General features: G+C 36.8%; 18 protein-coding genes. 15 read left to right on the top strand and 3 right to left on the bottom strand.

Annotated elements, in window-relative coordinates; genetic code table 11:
* Positions 1-548: 548 nt before the first annotated feature.
* The 3 genes from AB1414_05745 to AB1414_05735 form a co-directional block, all read right to left on the bottom strand.
* On the bottom strand, positions 549-1,343 hold the full coding sequence (locus tag AB1414_05745; GenBank protein MEW6606943.1) for a UPF0164 family protein: 795 nt from the start codon (positions 1,341-1,343) through the stop codon (positions 549-551).
* Between the two features lie 560 nt (positions 1,344-1,903).
* A complete protein-coding gene (locus AB1414_05740) occupies positions 1,904-2,101 on the bottom strand; it encodes a hypothetical protein (GenBank protein ID MEW6606942.1) in 198 nt (65 codons plus the stop codon).
* Positions 2,102-2,113: 12 nt separating this feature from the next.
* Positions 2,114-2,908, bottom strand: coding sequence for a hypothetical protein (locus AB1414_05735; GenBank protein ID MEW6606941.1), 795 nt, complete (start codon positions 2,906-2,908; stop codon positions 2,114-2,116).
* A gap of 143 nt (positions 2,909-3,051) precedes the next feature.
* Between AB1414_05735 and AB1414_05730 the strand changes: the two genes are divergently transcribed.
* The 15 genes from AB1414_05730 (at position 3,052) to AB1414_05660 (ending at position 15,827) form a co-directional block, all read left to right on the top strand.
* Positions 3,052-3,198 (top strand): hypothetical protein, encoded by a 147-nt coding sequence (locus AB1414_05730; protein ID MEW6606940.1) that lies wholly within the window; start codon positions 3,052-3,054, stop codon positions 3,196-3,198.
* 897 nt (positions 3,199-4,095) lie between these two features.
* Positions 4,096-7,104 (top strand): FG-GAP-like repeat-containing protein, encoded by a 3,009-nt coding sequence (locus tag AB1414_05725; protein ID MEW6606939.1) that lies wholly within the window; start codon positions 4,096-4,098, stop codon positions 7,102-7,104.
* A gap of 36 nt (positions 7,105-7,140) precedes the next feature.
* On the top strand, positions 7,141-7,626 hold the full coding sequence (locus AB1414_05720; protein MEW6606938.1) for a PIN domain nuclease: 486 nt from the start codon (positions 7,141-7,143) through the stop codon (positions 7,624-7,626).
* A complete protein-coding gene (locus AB1414_05715) occupies positions 7,619-7,786 on the top strand; it encodes a hypothetical protein (GenBank protein ID MEW6606937.1) in 168 nt (55 codons plus the stop codon). Before AB1414_05720 ends, AB1414_05715 begins: the two co-directional genes overlap by 8 nt.
* Before the next feature lie 387 nt (positions 7,787-8,173).
* Positions 8,174-8,803, top strand: a complete 630-nt coding sequence (locus AB1414_05710; protein MEW6606936.1) for a hypothetical protein — start codon at positions 8,174-8,176, stop codon at positions 8,801-8,803.
* 51 nt (positions 8,804-8,854) lie between these two features.
* Positions 8,855-8,953 (top strand): GxxExxY protein, encoded by a 99-nt coding sequence (locus AB1414_05705; protein ID MEW6606935.1) that lies wholly within the window; start codon positions 8,855-8,857, stop codon positions 8,951-8,953.
* A 73-nt stretch (positions 8,954-9,026) separates the two neighbouring features.
* Positions 9,027-10,352: a trypsin-like peptidase domain-containing protein gene (locus AB1414_05700; GenBank protein MEW6606934.1), complete on the top strand. Its 1,326-nt coding sequence runs from the start codon at positions 9,027-9,029 to the stop codon at positions 10,350-10,352.
* Position 10,353: 1 nt separating this feature from the next.
* Positions 10,354-10,713, top strand: a complete 360-nt coding sequence (gene folB / locus AB1414_05695; GenBank protein MEW6606933.1) for a dihydroneopterin aldolase — start codon at positions 10,354-10,356, stop codon at positions 10,711-10,713.
* Positions 10,706-11,245 (top strand): 2-amino-4-hydroxy-6-hydroxymethyldihydropteridine diphosphokinase, encoded by a 540-nt coding sequence (gene folK / locus AB1414_05690; GenBank protein MEW6606932.1) that lies wholly within the window; start codon positions 10,706-10,708, stop codon positions 11,243-11,245. Before folB ends, folK begins: the two co-directional genes overlap by 8 nt.
* A gap of 62 nt (positions 11,246-11,307) precedes the next feature.
* Complete coding sequence (locus AB1414_05685; GenBank protein ID MEW6606931.1) at positions 11,308-12,450, top strand: PDDEXK nuclease domain-containing protein; 1,143 nt, start codon at positions 11,308-11,310, stop codon at positions 12,448-12,450.
* Between the two features lie 8 nt (positions 12,451-12,458).
* Positions 12,459-12,674, top strand: a complete 216-nt coding sequence (locus tag AB1414_05680) for a hypothetical protein (protein MEW6606930.1) — start codon at positions 12,459-12,461, stop codon at positions 12,672-12,674.
* Positions 12,661-13,227: a hypothetical protein gene (locus AB1414_05675; GenBank protein MEW6606929.1), complete on the top strand. Its 567-nt coding sequence runs from the start codon at positions 12,661-12,663 to the stop codon at positions 13,225-13,227. The genes AB1414_05680 and AB1414_05675 overlap by 14 nt, the downstream gene beginning before the upstream one ends.
* 10 nt (positions 13,228-13,237) lie before the next feature.
* Entirely contained in the window at positions 13,238-14,038 is an 801-nt protein-coding gene (panB, locus tag AB1414_05670; protein ID MEW6606928.1) for a 3-methyl-2-oxobutanoate hydroxymethyltransferase, read from the top strand.
* The gene (locus AB1414_05665; GenBank protein MEW6606927.1) at positions 14,031-14,270 is read left to right on the top strand and encodes a hypothetical protein; all 240 of its coding nucleotides are present in this window, start codon (positions 14,031-14,033) and stop codon (positions 14,268-14,270) included. Before panB ends, AB1414_05665 begins: the two co-directional genes overlap by 8 nt.
* Before the next feature lie 186 nt (positions 14,271-14,456).
* Positions 14,457-15,827 carry an NCS2 family permease gene (locus tag AB1414_05660; GenBank protein ID MEW6606926.1) on the top strand — a complete coding sequence of 457 codons (1,371 nt, stop codon included), beginning with the start codon at positions 14,457-14,459 and terminating at the stop codon, positions 15,825-15,827.
* Positions 15,828-16,102: the final 275 nt, after the last annotated feature.

Below are 16,102 nucleotides of genomic sequence, written 5' to 3'. Positions count from 1 at the left end.
TGATGGACATTAATACAGGCATTAATAATCCCATCACTTAACTCTTCTTTTCTCCACTTCTCCATCTTCTCCCTTTCTCCTTATTTTTATCCTACCTGAACTCTTATGAAAATTCACGAAACTCCAGCTTAGGTGAGAGTGATGAAAAATTGTCAAGGAATAATTACTTATTAGTTTTAATCCCTTGTTGGGTGCGAGGACTTTTTCAACACACCCTCTTTCTGAAATATATAGCAGTTATTAGTCAAAACTTTACTCAGAGTGGATAAGTAAAAAAATCCCAAATTCCAAGCACCAAATCTCAAATAAACACCAAATTCCACATACCAAAAAGCGAATTAGAGATTAGTGAATTAGAGATTAGATTTTACTAATTCGCTAATTCGCTTAATTCACTAATTCACTAAATGGAATTTGGAATTTGTGATTTGGAATTTCATAGCCATATCTATGTCAAATTTCGATTAATAAGTGCTATAGTTTCGTGAATTTTAATGGGCTGAAATCTTTTGAAAACATAAGGGACAAGAATTATTGTAATGTCGAGGTTAAAACCATTTAGTTAAAGAAAAAAGGTGGGTTGGTCCTAAAGCAGGATGAAAAATACACCCGTAATCAAGCTGAATAAAGTTAATTAATATCCCTATACCCAGAGTTGGCTGAGTCTGGGGATTTCTTTTCATCCCTGCCCGAAGACAAAAATTATTGGTAAGCCAAAATTCCTGCCCCAGTCTAATCTCTAAATCAAACCGATTGGTTTTTTCTAAATCAACGGCGATGGTAAGATTTTCTTTTGGGTTAATGCTTAAACCTAAATTATAGCTTTTTTCGACATCAATCAATGGCTGGTTTAAATTAAAGATAGCTAATCCCATCTTTATTTTTGGACTAACTTCGTATAATCCCCCAACATCTATCCCAATGTCACCCTCCTGTCCATATCCACCAATCTTTAAATACATCTGTTTAAAATTAATTCCAAGACAAAGATTTCTATGGACAAAAGTGCCCAGACCAACGATTAATAATTCTTCTCTATAATTAGTAGAGGCGATGAGCTGATGATATGAAAAGCCTCTACCTCCTTTGGGTAACGATTGAGCAAAATGGATAAGATTTTGTTTTAAATCTGACAGGTCAAAAGGATGGGTATAAAAGAAGGTAATTTCGTTGAGGTTAAGCTGAGCCAATCCTGCGGGATTATAGTAAATAGCCTCAGCACCATCGGCAACAGCCGTAAAAGCCCCAGCCATTCCTTCTGCTCGCACACTTAAAGTCTTATTCTCAAAAGCCGCCTCAACATTAGATATTATTATTAGTAAAAACAGGAAAACAATCCTCATATTAAAAATTAACCCATTTTAAAAGGCATTCATCTAAAGTAAGCACTTGCTCTCTGATGGCGGAAAATTCACAGATGAACACTTGTATCCATTATACCCTCTATCTTTATTTAAGTCAAGGATTTTTATTTGTTTTCAACTCCCTGGAGACCGTTCAGGTGGTAATTTATCGCAGAGACGCAGAGGAACAGAGAAGACATAGAAATAAATTAGATCACATAAAAAGATTGTAACCGTTCAGGGCTATACATTAGAAGTGTAAACAAGGGAAAATGGGGAAAAGGGAGAATTGGAGAAATGACTCAAACTTTTCCACCTGTGCGATTAGACTAATTCATCGCAGAGACGCAAAGGAAAAATAAATGTAAAATAGGAAATGAAAAATGGGAAATTTTAGTACTTCGCAAGACTCATTACCTTTCAGTTATACATTTTCATTGGACATTTCTCATTTTACATTATCCATTTTACATTTAGCCGCACAGGTGGCAATATTTTTTCTTCGTGGTCTTCATGCCCTTCGTGGTTTATCTTAATTGCACAGGTCGAATTCTTTTCTTTCATTCATCCTCAATCTTTAGCTGGTACATATCTACTGCCTTATTTTGAATCTCTTTGTCTAAGCATTCCCAGCAAGTAGCGATTACCCCAAGACAATGGTCTACTCCGATCAAGCCATATTCAACCAATATCTTCCTTTTGCAGTTGTTACATTCAACAAGCCTGCCAACTACAGGAAATTTTGGTTCTTTATTCAATTTAATCACCTCTTATTGATACAAGATATCCTTGATTTTTTGCTTAAATTTATATGAGAATCTTTTATCACCCAACATCTTTTCCAATGGCTCACGAACTTTCTCTGGCGGACAATATCTCAGGCACCGAAAGATAGCTGATATCCACTGTCTGGTAGTATTATTCGAAGGCGTTTGATACAACTCATCAATTAATTCAGGGATGAGAAGCGCTCTTGTCTCAGAATATTCTAACTCTTTTAAAACTCCTTTTTTGAAGTACACCTCCTCTATTGTTTTGGGAGGAGGCAATTCTTTGAAAAAATTGAGTAATGCTTTGAATGCCGGCTCATTTTTATGTCTAATCATATTACCAAGGGTGGTTATGGCGATCTGTTGTGCTTCCGCATCAGAACCCTTCAATCGTGTTACATATGGCTCTACAGGCAGAGTTCGAAAGTCAATGTTTCTGATTTGTTCATCTATTAAAGCCTCCCTAAAGGTTTCCGGATTAAGATGACCGGTTTCTATTAGATATTCTATCTGCTCTGCTAATGGACCATCTCCCAGATCCACAGATTCAACCTCTTCAAACTCTTCACATGCTTCCTGGCCACAAGGGATTTTTTTGCGGTTTATCAAGTCCTGGCAAGAAGCAGTGCCCGGATCCTCAAATAATTCATCAATAAACGGCTCAAAGGCTTCATCACTCATACAGATACCAAATTCAGTCAGCCCTGTCATAGTTGATGGCAAAAACTGATTACAGTTACCACATATCCTTTCACATTCCAACACCTCTTCTGTTACTTCTAATTCTTCGTTCATATTAAGATCCCTCCTTAATGTCTATTGGGTTTTAAGGCCATTTTAGATTGAGATGAGGGAGATACAACCCCCCAGGGCATATTTAGTCAATGAACAGTAAACTACTCTCCACTGATTACTCTTCCCCCTTCACTTGCTCTCTGATGGCGGAAAATTCACAGATGAACACTTCTATCCATTATACCCTCTATCTTTATTTAAGTCAAGGATTTTTATTTGTCTTTCAACTACCTGGAGACCGTTCAGGTGGTAATTTACCGCAGAGACGCAGAGGAACAGAGAAGACATAGAAATAAATTAGAGCACATAAAAAGATTATTGATGCAGACATTGAAATACATAGTGTCGTGTTGAACAAATAACGCACGGAATTTGATTCTGGTAACTGGTGATTGGTAACTGGTAATTAAATACCGTTCGGCTGATCTCAGGACGAAACTATTTAACCAGTTACCAGTTACCAATTATCCGTTTGCAGGTTATGAAATCTGATGATACGCCGTGCAAAACTTATTCAACACGACAATAGAACCTGCTTGCCGAATGTTCAGCAGGCAAACCAGATTGGTTAATCATAAATTTTAATTTTCTTCTCTGCGTCTCTGTGTCTGTGCGGTGAACGGTTACTACAATTAATTTTAGTAGGTTTTACCAAAATAGTATAAGATATTTTAAAAAAATTCTCACCAGCCTCTTGACAATAAAAGAAAATTATGTTATATTTTAATTGAACTTTTGCGTTTTTTTAGGTGTAAGAAAGGGGAAATGGAGAAAATTGGGGAAAGGGGAAAAAGAATTTCATGTATAACTAACTATATTTCTTATACTTAGAGAAAAATACTTCTTTTTCCTTTCCCCCCTTTCCCGTTTCCCCTTATTTACACAAGAGATTGAAATACAAAGTGTTAGCAAAAAACGCAAAAGTTTAGATTTTAAGTAACTATTCACCACGAAGGGTACGGAGAGCACGAAGTGAAATTTGATGAATTATCGAATAGAGTCATTGGATGCGCTATAGCGGTGCATCGAACTCTTGGGCCAGGTTTGCTTGACACCGTGAAGAGTGATAATTCACAATTGACAATTCACCATTCACCATTATTAAGGAAATTTAGGGAAGAAATTGTGAATTGTGAATGGTGAATAGTTACTATTTTAATTAATAAAATTAGGGGAGGGATTAAATTATGAAAAGAGAATTAAGATTATGTATTAGTTTTTTCGTTTTATTTTTCACCTCTGTGTCCTGGGCGGCTAAATTTACAGATTCAGGACAACAATTAGTTGGTTTAAATCAAACATCTATTGCCTGGGGGGATTATGATAAAGATAATGATTTAGATTTAGCCATCTGTGGCCGTAATGCCGATGGCCCTCAAACCCTTATTTACCGAAATGATACTGGAATATTAACCCACGATACAAAACAACAACTAATAGGTATTTCGTATGGGAAGATAGGTTGGACTGATTATGATTCAGATGGAGATTTAGACTTAAGCCTTGCCGGATATGATGCCTCTGTTTGCCCTACCTCTAAAATTTATACCAATGTCAATGGCACACTTACCGAAGACCCAGAACAACATCCCGCTATTGGCTATGGCTCGATTGCCTGGGCAGATTCTGATAAGGATGGAAAACAGGATATTTATGCCCATGCGGGCCATGATTCTAATTGGAAACCTTACACCAAGCTATTTAAAAAGAAAGAAGATGGAACTACTGAAGAGATAGTCCAAAATTTAATCAGCATGTATTATGGGTCGGTAGCCTGGGGAGACTATACCGGGGATAGCAGGTTAGATTTATTGGTTACGGGTTGGACGCCAGAAGGCGGCATTATTAAAATATATAAAGATGTCAATGGAACTTTAGTTGAGGATATTGACCAAAAAGTTGAACCTGCTTTTCATTCATTTGCCGTCTGGGCTGATTATGATTTAGATGGCGATGTTGACTTATTTATTACAGGTCAGGGCAAGGAGAAACCTATCACTAAAGTATATCGTAATGATAATGGCATATTAATTGAGGATACTTCTCAAGAATTACCGGGCGTAAGTTTTTCTGCATTAGCACCTTGTGATTATGATAAAGATGGGGATTTAGACCTGATTTTATCTGGTGCGTTAGCAGATAAAACCACTATCACAAAACTCTTCTTGAATGACGCCGCTATTCCTATTCCCATTCACCACATAGAAATTTTATCACAACAGGAAATATTCAAAGGTGGTAGTTTTACCACTGATAATACACTGGATTTATTAGCTAAAGCATATTCTCAAGAAAATAATTTAATCGGTGATGTTGTTGTCCATTGGCAAATTAATCCTGAATCAGGTATCTTTTCAAAGGAAAAGGGAGTTTCTTCCGTGCTTGACTTAATTAAAGTTGGGACTGCCACGATAATTGCCTACGATAATCAAGGACATACCGCAACGGCAGAAATTAAGATTGATGCCGGTGAATGTGCCTTTTTGAAGATAGAGGATGAAAAAGGAAATGAAATTGGTAACCTTTCCTTGACCGCGGATGATGAATTAATAGTTTATGCGATGGGTTATGATAAAGACACTAATACCTGCGGATTGGAATTAGTTCACTGGGAAATAATCGGTGATATTGGTAGTTTATCTACGACTTATGGCACTTCAACTATATTTTATCCAGGTAAAGGAGCCGTCGGGGAAGGCATGATAAAGATTTGGGATGATAAAGGACATACCTGTCTGACAGGGACAATTACAACATTACCCGGAATCACTAATTATGTAAGGATAGAGGATACCTCTGGTAAAGAAATTGGGGATTTAGAGACCACGACTGATAAAAATCATCTACTTTTTGCTTACGGATATGATAAATGGGGAAATGATAAGGGGCCGGTAGAGGTTGTCTGGAGTATAACTGGTAATATTGGCACTTTATCTACGACTCAAGGAACAATGACTATTTTCGAACCATTGATTAACGAAAAAGGCACAATTACCATTATCGAACTATCATCAGGGTTGACAGATTCGACGGGTTTAATTACTGTCCTGGTTGGTAATGAACATCACTTAGTTATCGTAGATAAAAATAATCAGGCAGTTGAGAGTGTGATTTTGACCGCAGATGATAAATTAGAGATTTTTGCAAAAACCTTTGATGCCAAAAATCTGGAAATTGGTGTAAAAGAAGTCCGCTGGACATTAATCGGTAATATTGGTAATCTATCTACGACTACGGGAACAGGTGTTATTTTAGACTTTACAACCGTAGGCACGGGCTGTGTGGTTGCCGAGTCTTCTTTATCAGATATGACGGAGGTAATTACTGTATTACCTGGCAGACTACATCATTTTGTCTTTAATACGATTGATGACCAGATAGTAGAGATACCTTTTGAAATTACCGTAACGGCTAAAGATGAAGATGGAAATACGGTTACAGGTTACAATGGCACATCTAATACCTTTGCTGATACTACAGAGACTATAGATTATGATAAGACGGTAAAATTTATTGATGGGGTCTTGAGTAATCATCCGGTAACCATCTCTAACGCCTGTGGTAGTGTAACTATTCTGACTTATACTGAAGAAACAGAGGGTGAAAGTAATAGATTTGCAGTCTTAGGTGGTTCAATCTGTGGAAATATATCTGATGAGTTAGGCAATAGATTAGCTAACATATTGATTGAGGCATATTTAACATTTGAGAATGGAACTTCTACTCTTAAGGGAAGTACGACTACTTTACCAGATGGTTCTTATCTAATTGCAGGGTTGCCGCCTGGAACTTATGAAGTTAGGGTTGTCCCACCCAAAGGTTATCAGACCCCGGAGGCCCAAGTAGTAAATGTGGAAGTTGTGTCTACTAAAGGTAGACTATTAGTTATGGCACTGAGCGGGATAAATTTTGTTTTAGCGGCTTCAATATATCCAATAGAAGATGTATTTGTCTGGCCTAATCCTGTACATCCTCCTCATAAGATGACCTTTAGTAAATTAGCTGGGAGAAGTGGTGTAATTAAAATATTTAATATAGCTGGTGAGTTAGTAAAAAAGATCCCATTTAACGACAATGCTACCTGGGATGTTACTAATGAGGACAATAGAACTGTTGCCAGTGGAATTTACATCTATCTTATTATAGATACTAATACCGGTGAGAAAAAGACAGGTAAGTTAGGTGTGATAAAATAAAAATGAGCATCTAACTTTAGGAAGCCAAAGGGCAATGTGATGAGAAAATTAAAGCTATATTTAGATACATCCATAATCAATTTTGCTATAGCTGATGATATTTCTTTGGAGGATAGAGAAGTAACCAAAAAGTTATGCAGTGAGATTAAGCAAGGTATCTATGATGGTTTTATCTCTGAGGTGGTTTTACGGGAAATATCAGCCACAGAGAATGAAACAAAACGAAAAGCCCTGCTTGAATTTATGAGAAGCATAGAATTAGAAGAACCATTGAAGGTGAACGAGGAAACCGTTCTTTTGGCTGAAAAATATATAAGTGAAGAAATTATTCCGCCAGCTTATAGAGACGATGCTCTACACATTGCTTTAACCACAATAAACGACATAGACATTTTAGTAACCTGGAACTTTCAGCATCTGATAAAACATAAAACAAGGGTAAAAGTCATGGGTGTAAATACCCTTTTAGGTTATAAAAATATAGATATTTGCACACCAAAGGAAGTAGTAGAAGATGTATAAAGAACCCAGACCAATGAAAGAAATTCATGAAATTCAGAAAAGGTTTTACGAAGAAGAGAAGAATTTACCTACAGATAATTTGATCGCCAAAATTCACAGAGAAGCAGAAGAAGTTAAAAAGAAATATTGTCTTAAATTCAAAAAGCCTTCACTAAACTGAAATTTATAGCCCTAAATTCATTATGATATTAATCATCACCGGGTATGTGTTATTTAAAATTGCGGAGTGAAAAAAATCTGCAATCAACAATCTGCAATCCGAAATTAAAGAAGCCTCTCGGATAAAAGGTAAAAGTTACGGTTAGGAAGCCCGTAGGTTCGATAAACTCACTATGGAAGTTGGGTTAAGATATTAGTAAAACTATAGGGGAGAAGTTCGAACAGTGTTTTGGGCAAATTTCTAACCACTAAACAAAACTAACTTCTTAACCCTAACCCTTTTATCCCAAACATGGGGGTGAAGGGAAAATTCGAGGAGTGTGAAGATTAATAAAATCAAGGCTCAAATTTATCCGAGAGCGTTCTTTAGTAAAAGGGAGGGGGAAAGATGCAGTTTTTAGACCCACTTGATTCTATCCTTGGGCAGCGGTCTAAGGTCAGAATTTTACGCTTTCTATTTGAAAAACCGGGTGATTTAACCGGTCGGGAAATTTCAAGAAAAGTTGGCTTATCCCACTTAAAAACTCACCAGGTCCTTCGTGAACTTTCACTCCATGGTATTACTATTCCCAAAACTATTGGTCGGGCAATTTTATATAAACTTAATGAAGAAAATATGTTTGCTCGAGATATCTTAAGAACATTATTCAGGTCAGAAAAAGAATTAGTCTTAAAACTAACTGAAATATTGACAAATAGACTTCGGGTATTTGTAGAATCAATAGTTTTATATGGCAATATTCTGCACAATGGACAGGAATCAGATTCCAGTATTGACCTTTTGTTGGTGATTCGTGATGATATGAATCTAAGGGCAGTGGAGCAAGCGCTGGAATATACACAAGAAGAAGTCAGAAAAGCCTTTGGAAATTCCCTCAGTGCAAAAATATGGTTTATTAATGAACTTCGTGCCAAATATACTGAACAAGATGAATTTGCACTCCAGATATTAAAGATAGGAAAACTTATTTACGGTCGGGAATTGATTGATGTCATCCGAAGTGAAAAATGGAGTTAATTAAACAGCAGGTAACTATTCACCGCAGAGACGCAGAGGAACAGAGAAAACATGGAAATAAATCAGATAACAGAAAAAATTATTGGTGCAGCAATTGAAATACATAAGACATTAGGTCCAGGTCTATTAGAAATGGAATTAAGCGTATAGCCAATAGATTTTAATTTTTTCTCTGTATCTCCGCGTCTCTGCGGTGAATAGTTACACAAAAAGGAGAACTTGAATGCGAAAACTAATTATCATTTCTTTATTGCTATTATTTCCTGTTCACTTATTGGCTAATAATACAGGATTAGAGATGTTTATGGGACTTCAGGAAAAAATCATTGAGGTGTCAAATGAAATAAAACCTGTGGTTGTCCATATCGAGGCCGTCCAGAAAAAAGGTGGGGCTAAACGAAGGGTTTTGGGCTCCGGGTTATTATTAGACCGTGAAGGGTATATCGTTACGACTGAACATTTGATTAGTGAGGCTGATGAAGCGATGGTAACAATGCTAAATGATGTTACAAAATACAGGGCGAAGATAATTGGAATAGATAAATTAACCGATTTAGCCTTGCTAAAGATAGAACATCACCAGGAACTAAAATATCCTGTGCTTGGGAATTCAGATACAACTTGCGTCGGCGAATGGGTAATTGCCATTGGTAATCCTTATGGATTGGATGGAACAGTGTATCTTGGCATAATTAGCGCTAAGGGAAGAGACATTGAATCCGAAGGTGAAATAATAAATGAATTCCTGCAGACAGATACCTCAATCGACCCGGGGAGTAGCGGTGGACCTCTGGTAAATTTAAAAGGTGAGGTCATCGGAATAAATAGTGGTGGGGCAGGGAGAGGCATTAGTTTTACTATTCCTATCAGCGTGGTTAAAGAGGTCATAAATAAATTAAAAACTCAAGGGGAAATCGAGCGAGGCTGGATAGGTGTCTCAATCCAGGAATTTAATCGGGATATAGCCCAACAATTTGGCTTGCCCGAAGTTACCGGCGTAATAATAAATGGTGTGTTCGAAAACTCTCCTGCGGCGGGAAGTGGACTTAAACCACTTGATATTATCACTGAATTTGATGGCAAAAAAGTTAAGGCAGAAAAACCCGAAGCAGTAAATGAACTCATCCGAATAGTGGGAGACTCTAAAATCGGTCAAGAAGTCCAGATAAAGATAATCAGAGATAAACAACCGCTCAACCTTACTTTAAAAATCGCCAAACAGCCAAAGATAAAAGCTGATGAATTAGAAACAGACTTTGGTTTTGCGGTTAAGGAAATAACTGACTATATCTATCGGAATTACAAATTAGACTCAAAAGACGGGGTCTTTGTCTCAGAGGTAAAATGGGACACCTGTGCCTCTGATGCACAACTCTATGAAAAGGACATTATTATTAAGATTAATGATATGGAAATAAAAGATATTAAAGATTTTAAAAAAACTATCGAGACGGTTAAGGATAATAATAGGATTTTACTTCAGGTAAAAAGACAAAAGGATTTAATCCTTATTCTTCTGAAGACAGGGGAGTTCAAAAAAAAGTGGTAAGATGAATTTAGATAAGATTATCATTTCAGAAATAGTTTTTTATGGCTATCATGGTGTAACTGAGATTGAGCAAGAGTTGGGGCAAAAATTCTTAGTCGATGTAGAACTACATTTAGATTTAAAGTCAGTCCAACACCTTGAAGATACGGTTGATTACAAAGAAGTGTATAATTTGGTGAAAAACATTGAACAAAAGAAAAAATATCGGCTAATTGAATCTTTAGCCACAGACATTGCTCAGGCAATTTTAGACAAAACCAGAGCAATTGAAGTCACTGTTCGGGTAACAAAACCCCAAGTCCCTATTGCGGGTGTAGTAAATTATGTCGCGGCTGAGATTACCAGAAGCAAAAATGAGTAAAGTTTATATCTCTCTTGGCTCAAATTTAGGCGATAGAGAAAAAAATATTAAAGAGGCAATAAAACTCATTAATAGCCGGATAAAGGTGATTAAAACCTCACCAATTTATGAAACAGAACCTATTGGATTTAAAGAACAGGATTGGTTTTTAAATTTAGTCGCCGAACTAAAAACCAGACTTTCACCTCAAGAATTATTGGCTATTTTAAAACAAATCGAGGGAAAACTCGGCAAGAAAATAGAAAGGAAATGGGGACCCCGAACCATTGATTTAGACATATTGCTTTATGATGATATTATTTTAGATTTACCCGATTTACAAATACCTCATAAATTAATGCACGCACGGACATTTGTTTTAATTCCATTATCTCAAATCGCCCCAGACATCAAACATCCAGTCTTGAATAAAACAATAAAAGAATTATTAGATGAAGGGAATGACAAAAAATGTATGAAAGATAGCGTCAAGTTTTACGCAGAAGAAGTAGGTTTGAAAAATATCGAGAATATCAAAAGGACAAGAAAGTGATGAAAAATAATAGCCCTCTCCATCCAATATTAAAAGCAGTAGGTAGTAGATAGTAGGTGGAAATGGGAAAAAATAAAGAGATAACTACAAGAAATTACAGTAGTCTGCTTGGAAGAATTGCAGAAATTCTCACTCAGGCAAGGAATAAGGCATTTAGAGAAATAAACAGAGCCCAAGTTTTAGCTTACTGGGGAATTGGCCGAGAGATTGTAGAATTTGAGCAAAAAGGGAAATCGAGGGGGGAATATGGAGAACAATTGATAGAAAGGTTATCGAGAGATATGACTGAAAAATTTGGAAGAGGTTTTTCTCCTACTAATTTAAAGATGATGAGGCTTTTCTATCAGTCATTCCCAATTCGTCAGACACTGTCTGACGAATCTCAAAATCCGCAAACACTGTCTGCGAAATCTGGTGAACTAAAGAAATTCCAGACGACATCTGGAAAATCCCAGACACTGTCTTGTAAATCTCTAATTCGCCAGACGCCGACCGACAGATTTGAACCTATGCTCTCCTGGTCTAACTATTGCGAATTACTAAAAGTGGAAGAAACACTTGCCCGCTCTTTTTATGAGCAAGAGGCAATCCAGAACAACTGGTCTGTCCGAGAACTGAAAAGACAGATAGGCTCAATGTTGTTTGAACGATTAGCTTTAAGCAAAGATACCAAAGCAGTAATGAAAATGGCAGAAAGAGGACAGATTATTGAAAAGCCTGAAGATGTAATCAAAGACCCCTATATCTTAGAATTTCTTAATCTTAAAGAAGAAACATCCTATACTGAAAGTCAGTTAGAACAGGCACTTATTGATAAACTTCAACACTTTTTATTAGAACTTGGTAAGGGATTTGCTTTTGTCGCCCGTCAGAAAAGAATTACCATTGCTAACCGTCATTATTACATTGATTTGGTTTTTTATAATAGATTGCTCAAGTCTCTTGTTCTGATAGATTTGAAAACAGATGAACTTGACCACGCAGACATTGGGCAGATGAACTTTTATCTAAACTATATCAAAGATAATGAAAAGACCGAAGATGAAAATGATCCGATTGGCCTTATACTCTGTGCCAAAAAAGATGACATCTTTGCAAAATATATTCTTGGAGGATTGAGCAACAAGGTTTTTGCATCCAAGTATAAATTGGCATTACCATCAGAAAAGGAGTTGAGAGAAAAACTATTGGAAGATGGAAGGTGAGGAATTTTATGAAACTTGAAAAAAGAAATCTTGAAGTTTTAGATGAATTAATGGTTGAAGTGTTAAGAAAAAAAACTCCCCAAGAAAGACTAATTATTGCATTTAATTTATGGGATTCTGCAAAGAAACAATTAACAAACTATCTATCTTCTTTGCATCCCGACTGGGATAAGGGAAAAGTTCAACAGGAAGTAGTAAGGAGATTATCCTATGGAACAATATGACTTACTTAAATATCTGGTGCAGGGTTTTGAATCACTTGGGATTCAATATCTTATAACCGGTTCTATTGCTTCTATATTCTATGGAGAACCAAGGTTTACTAATGATATTGATGTAGTTGCAGATATTGGGGAACAGCATATTCCAGGATTGATAAGATTATTCCCTTCGGATGAATTTTATATAAGTGAAGAGGCGATAAGAGATGCAATCAGACATAAATATCAGTTTAATATTATACATCCAGCATCTGGTTTAAAAATAGATATTATTATCTGTAAAAAAGATGCCTTTGATAATAGTCGGTTTGAAAGGATAAAAAAGATTTCTCCAATTGAAGATACACAAGCAAGTTTTGCCTCTCCTGAAGATGTAATAATTATGAAGATGCGATATTATAAAGAAGGGGAATCTGAAAAACATATTAGAGATATAACCAGTATGCTCAAAATATCTGGTGATATGATTGATAGAGATTACATTGAGCGTTGGGCAAAAAAGTTGGGAATAGATGATATATGGCAGACTATTTTGGAAAGATTAAAAACCAAATAGGAGGAATAAAATGTCAAGGGTTACAACAACTAAACTATTGGAAATGAAGAAGGCAAATGAGAAGATAACGATGCTCACGGCTTATGATTACTCAATGGCACGGATTCTGGATAATGCTGAGGTCGATATACTTTTAGTCGGCGATTCATTGAGTATGGTGATGCTGGGAAATGAAAATACCTTAGGGGTGGGAATAGATGAGATGGTTACCTTTACCAAAGGTGTAGCAAAGGGCACGACAAATGCCCTGGTCGTAGGAGATATGCCATTTTTATCATATAAGGTGGATGTAAAGGATGCAGTTTATAACGCCGGCAGGTTTATCAAAGAAGGTGGGGCACAAGCAGTCAAGGTAGAAGGTGGCGAATATGTGGCTAAAACTATTTTATCTATGATTCATGCGGATATCCCGGTAATGGGACATCTTGGACTTACACCTCAGGCAATCCATTTATTGGGTGGATATAAGGTTCAAGGCGAAACCCCTGATGCGGCTAAAAAATTAATAGATGATGCCAAACTCTTAGAAGAAATAGGTGTTTTTGCCTTAGTTTTAGAATGTATTCCGTATGAATTAGCCAGAGAAATTACGGAAACACTTGATATTCCCACGATTGGTATTGGTGCTGGACCTTATTGTGACGGACAGGTGTTGGTTATTCATGATATTTTAGGGCTTTATGATGAAGTGAGACCAAAGTTTGTGCGGAAATATGTGGATTTAAAATCACCAATAAATGAGGCAGTGAAGAAATACATTAAAGATGTCCGAGGAGGCAAATTCCCTGCATTGGAAGAAAGTTATGAGTAAAGAGGCTGTTTATAGTAACCGTTCAGGTATAGATAAAAATATGGTAACTATTCACCGCAGAGACGCGGAGACACAGAAAAAATTAAAATCTATTGGCTATACACTTAATTCCATTTCTAATAGACCTGGACCTAATGTCTTATGTATTTCAATTGCTGCACCAATAATTTTTTTCTGTTATCTGATTTATTTCCATGTTTTCTCTGTTCCTCTGCGTCTCTGCGGTGAATAGTTACAAAATATTTTTCGTAAACATTTTGAGAGAAAAAATAAGGAATAATGAGCCTCTATCTAATTTTTCACCAAGAATTGCTGAGATCGAAACTTTTTACTTGACAATAAAATAAGATTTATAGTAATATATATTCAGAAGGAGTAAAGAGCAAATTTCTAACGAATGCAAAGGATGTAAAGATTAATGAAAGGGTTTTTAGAAAAGATATTCAATCTTCGGGAGAATAATACGACGGTGAGAAAGGAAATCATTGCGGGGTTAACCACATTTATGACAATGTCCTACATTATATTCGTTAACCCCATAATTTTGAGTGCAGGTCCTCTTGAAGGAGTAGGACCGGGGCTTGCACCTACCATTGCGGCAACATGCCTGGCGGCAAGTGTTCTTTGCATTACAATGGGACTTTACACCAACTATCCCTTTGCCCTTGCCTCAGGAATGGGACTGAATGCGATTGTTGCCTTCCAACTTATATTGGGGATGAAACTTCCCTGGCAAGCCGCTATGGGTGTCATATTCATAGAAGGTGTGGTTATTACCATACTCGTGCTTACCGGATTAAGGGAGGCAATTATGAACGCCATACCAATGTCTTTGAAAAGAGCGATTGGTGTAGGTATTGGACTCTTTATTCTCTTTATTGGGATGTATGAAGCGGGACTGGTGAAACAAGGAACAGGCATACCAGTTACTTTAGGCGAATTAAACACACCATCTGTCTTTATTGCCATAATAGGCATTCTTATTACAGCCTACCTGATGGCAAACCGGGTTCTCGGTTCACTTCTCCTGGGTATCATCCTGACGACAATACTAGCTATCATCGTCAATTATACATCAGGACTGACTGTATTTAAGAACGCCGCGGTCATACCTACATCGCTCATAAGCCTACCGGACTTTTCTACTTTTGGAGCAGGCATAAACTTCGAGGTATTTTCAAAAGTAGGATTCCTTACAGCCATACTCACTATATTCTCAATTATGATGTCAGATTTCTTCGACACGATGGGGACAGTCATTGGTGTTGGGGAAGGAGGTGGCTTTCTTAAAGATGGCAAGCTTCCACGCCTTAACCGGGTATTACTTGTTGATTCTCTTGGTGCTACCTTCGGCGGATTAGCATCGGCAAGTTCTGTAACTACATACATAGAGTCAGCCGCAGGTGTAGCCGAAGGTGGAAGAACAGGCTTGACATCCGTAATAGTTGGTATATTGTTTCTTCTTGGGCTCTTTTTATCACCACTAATCAGTATCATACCTGTTCAGGCAACCGCACCTGCCTTGATACTTGTAGGATTCTATATGTGCACTATCATCCTGCAAATTCCCTTTGCTGACTTTGAGGAAGGCTTTCCAGCGCTTATGATACTCGTGACAATGCCATTCACCTACAGCATAACAAATGGTATTGGCATAGGCTTCATTGTCTATACCTTCATAAAGATTGTAAGAGGAAAATTCCGTGAAGTGCACTGGATGATGTATTTAGCATCCATAGCCTTCCTCATATACTTTACCACACCCCTTATTATGAGTCTTCTTCGTTAATTTGTAAGTGTTCAGGTGGTGTAACAAAAGGAGATGGGGAGATTAAGGAGATAGGGAGATATTATTAAAAAAATTGAAATTAATAGAAACTAATAGAAATTTATGGAAATTTGTTGTTTTCCACAATCAATTTCTACCTATTTCTATCAATTTCAATCTATTTCTATTATCTTATCTCCATATCACTCTTATCTCCTTATCCCCTTTCTTACACTTTTGATATATAGCCTGAACGGTTACGTTAATTTGGCAAAAAGAGGAAAGTGGAAAAAGAA

This window comes from bacterium (assembly GCA_040755795.1).
Taxonomy (GTDB): domain Bacteria; phylum UBA9089; class CG2-30-40-21; order CG2-30-40-21; family SBAY01; genus JBFLXS01.
This window is presented reverse-complemented; position numbering and strand designations above follow the sequence as displayed.

Coding starts and splice junctions, on each gene's coding strand:
- AB1414_05745 (MEW6606943.1), bottom strand. CDS start 1,343: ATGAGGATTGTTTTCCTGTTTTTACTAATAATAATATCTAATGTTGAG.
- AB1414_05735 (MEW6606941.1), bottom strand. CDS start 2,908: ATGAACGAAGAATTAGAAGTAACAGAAGAGGTGTTGGAATGTGAAAGG.
- AB1414_05730 (MEW6606940.1), top strand. CDS start 3,052: ATGGCGGAAAATTCACAGATGAACACTTCTATCCATTATACCCTCTAT.
- AB1414_05725 (MEW6606939.1), top strand. CDS start 4,096: ATGAAAAGAGAATTAAGATTATGTATTAGTTTTTTCGTTTTATTTTTC.
- AB1414_05715 (MEW6606937.1), top strand. CDS start 7,619: ATGTATAAAGAACCCAGACCAATGAAAGAAATTCATGAAATTCAGAAA.
- AB1414_05710 (MEW6606936.1), top strand. CDS start 8,174: ATGCAGTTTTTAGACCCACTTGATTCTATCCTTGGGCAGCGGTCTAAG.
- AB1414_05705 (MEW6606935.1), top strand. CDS start 8,855: ATGGAAATAAATCAGATAACAGAAAAAATTATTGGTGCAGCAATTGAA.
- AB1414_05700 (MEW6606934.1), top strand. CDS start 9,027: ATGCGAAAACTAATTATCATTTCTTTATTGCTATTATTTCCTGTTCAC.
- folB (MEW6606933.1), top strand. CDS start 10,354: ATGAATTTAGATAAGATTATCATTTCAGAAATAGTTTTTTATGGCTAT.
- folK (MEW6606932.1), top strand. CDS start 10,706: ATGAGTAAAGTTTATATCTCTCTTGGCTCAAATTTAGGCGATAGAGAA.
- AB1414_05685 (MEW6606931.1), top strand. CDS start 11,308: ATGGGAAAAAATAAAGAGATAACTACAAGAAATTACAGTAGTCTGCTT.
- AB1414_05680 (MEW6606930.1), top strand. CDS start 12,459: ATGAAACTTGAAAAAAGAAATCTTGAAGTTTTAGATGAATTAATGGTT.
- AB1414_05675 (MEW6606929.1), top strand. CDS start 12,661: ATGGAACAATATGACTTACTTAAATATCTGGTGCAGGGTTTTGAATCA.
- panB (MEW6606928.1), top strand. CDS start 13,238: ATGTCAAGGGTTACAACAACTAAACTATTGGAAATGAAGAAGGCAAAT.
- AB1414_05665 (MEW6606927.1), top strand. CDS start 14,031: ATGAGTAAAGAGGCTGTTTATAGTAACCGTTCAGGTATAGATAAAAAT.
- AB1414_05660 (MEW6606926.1), top strand. CDS start 14,457: ATGAAAGGGTTTTTAGAAAAGATATTCAATCTTCGGGAGAATAATACG.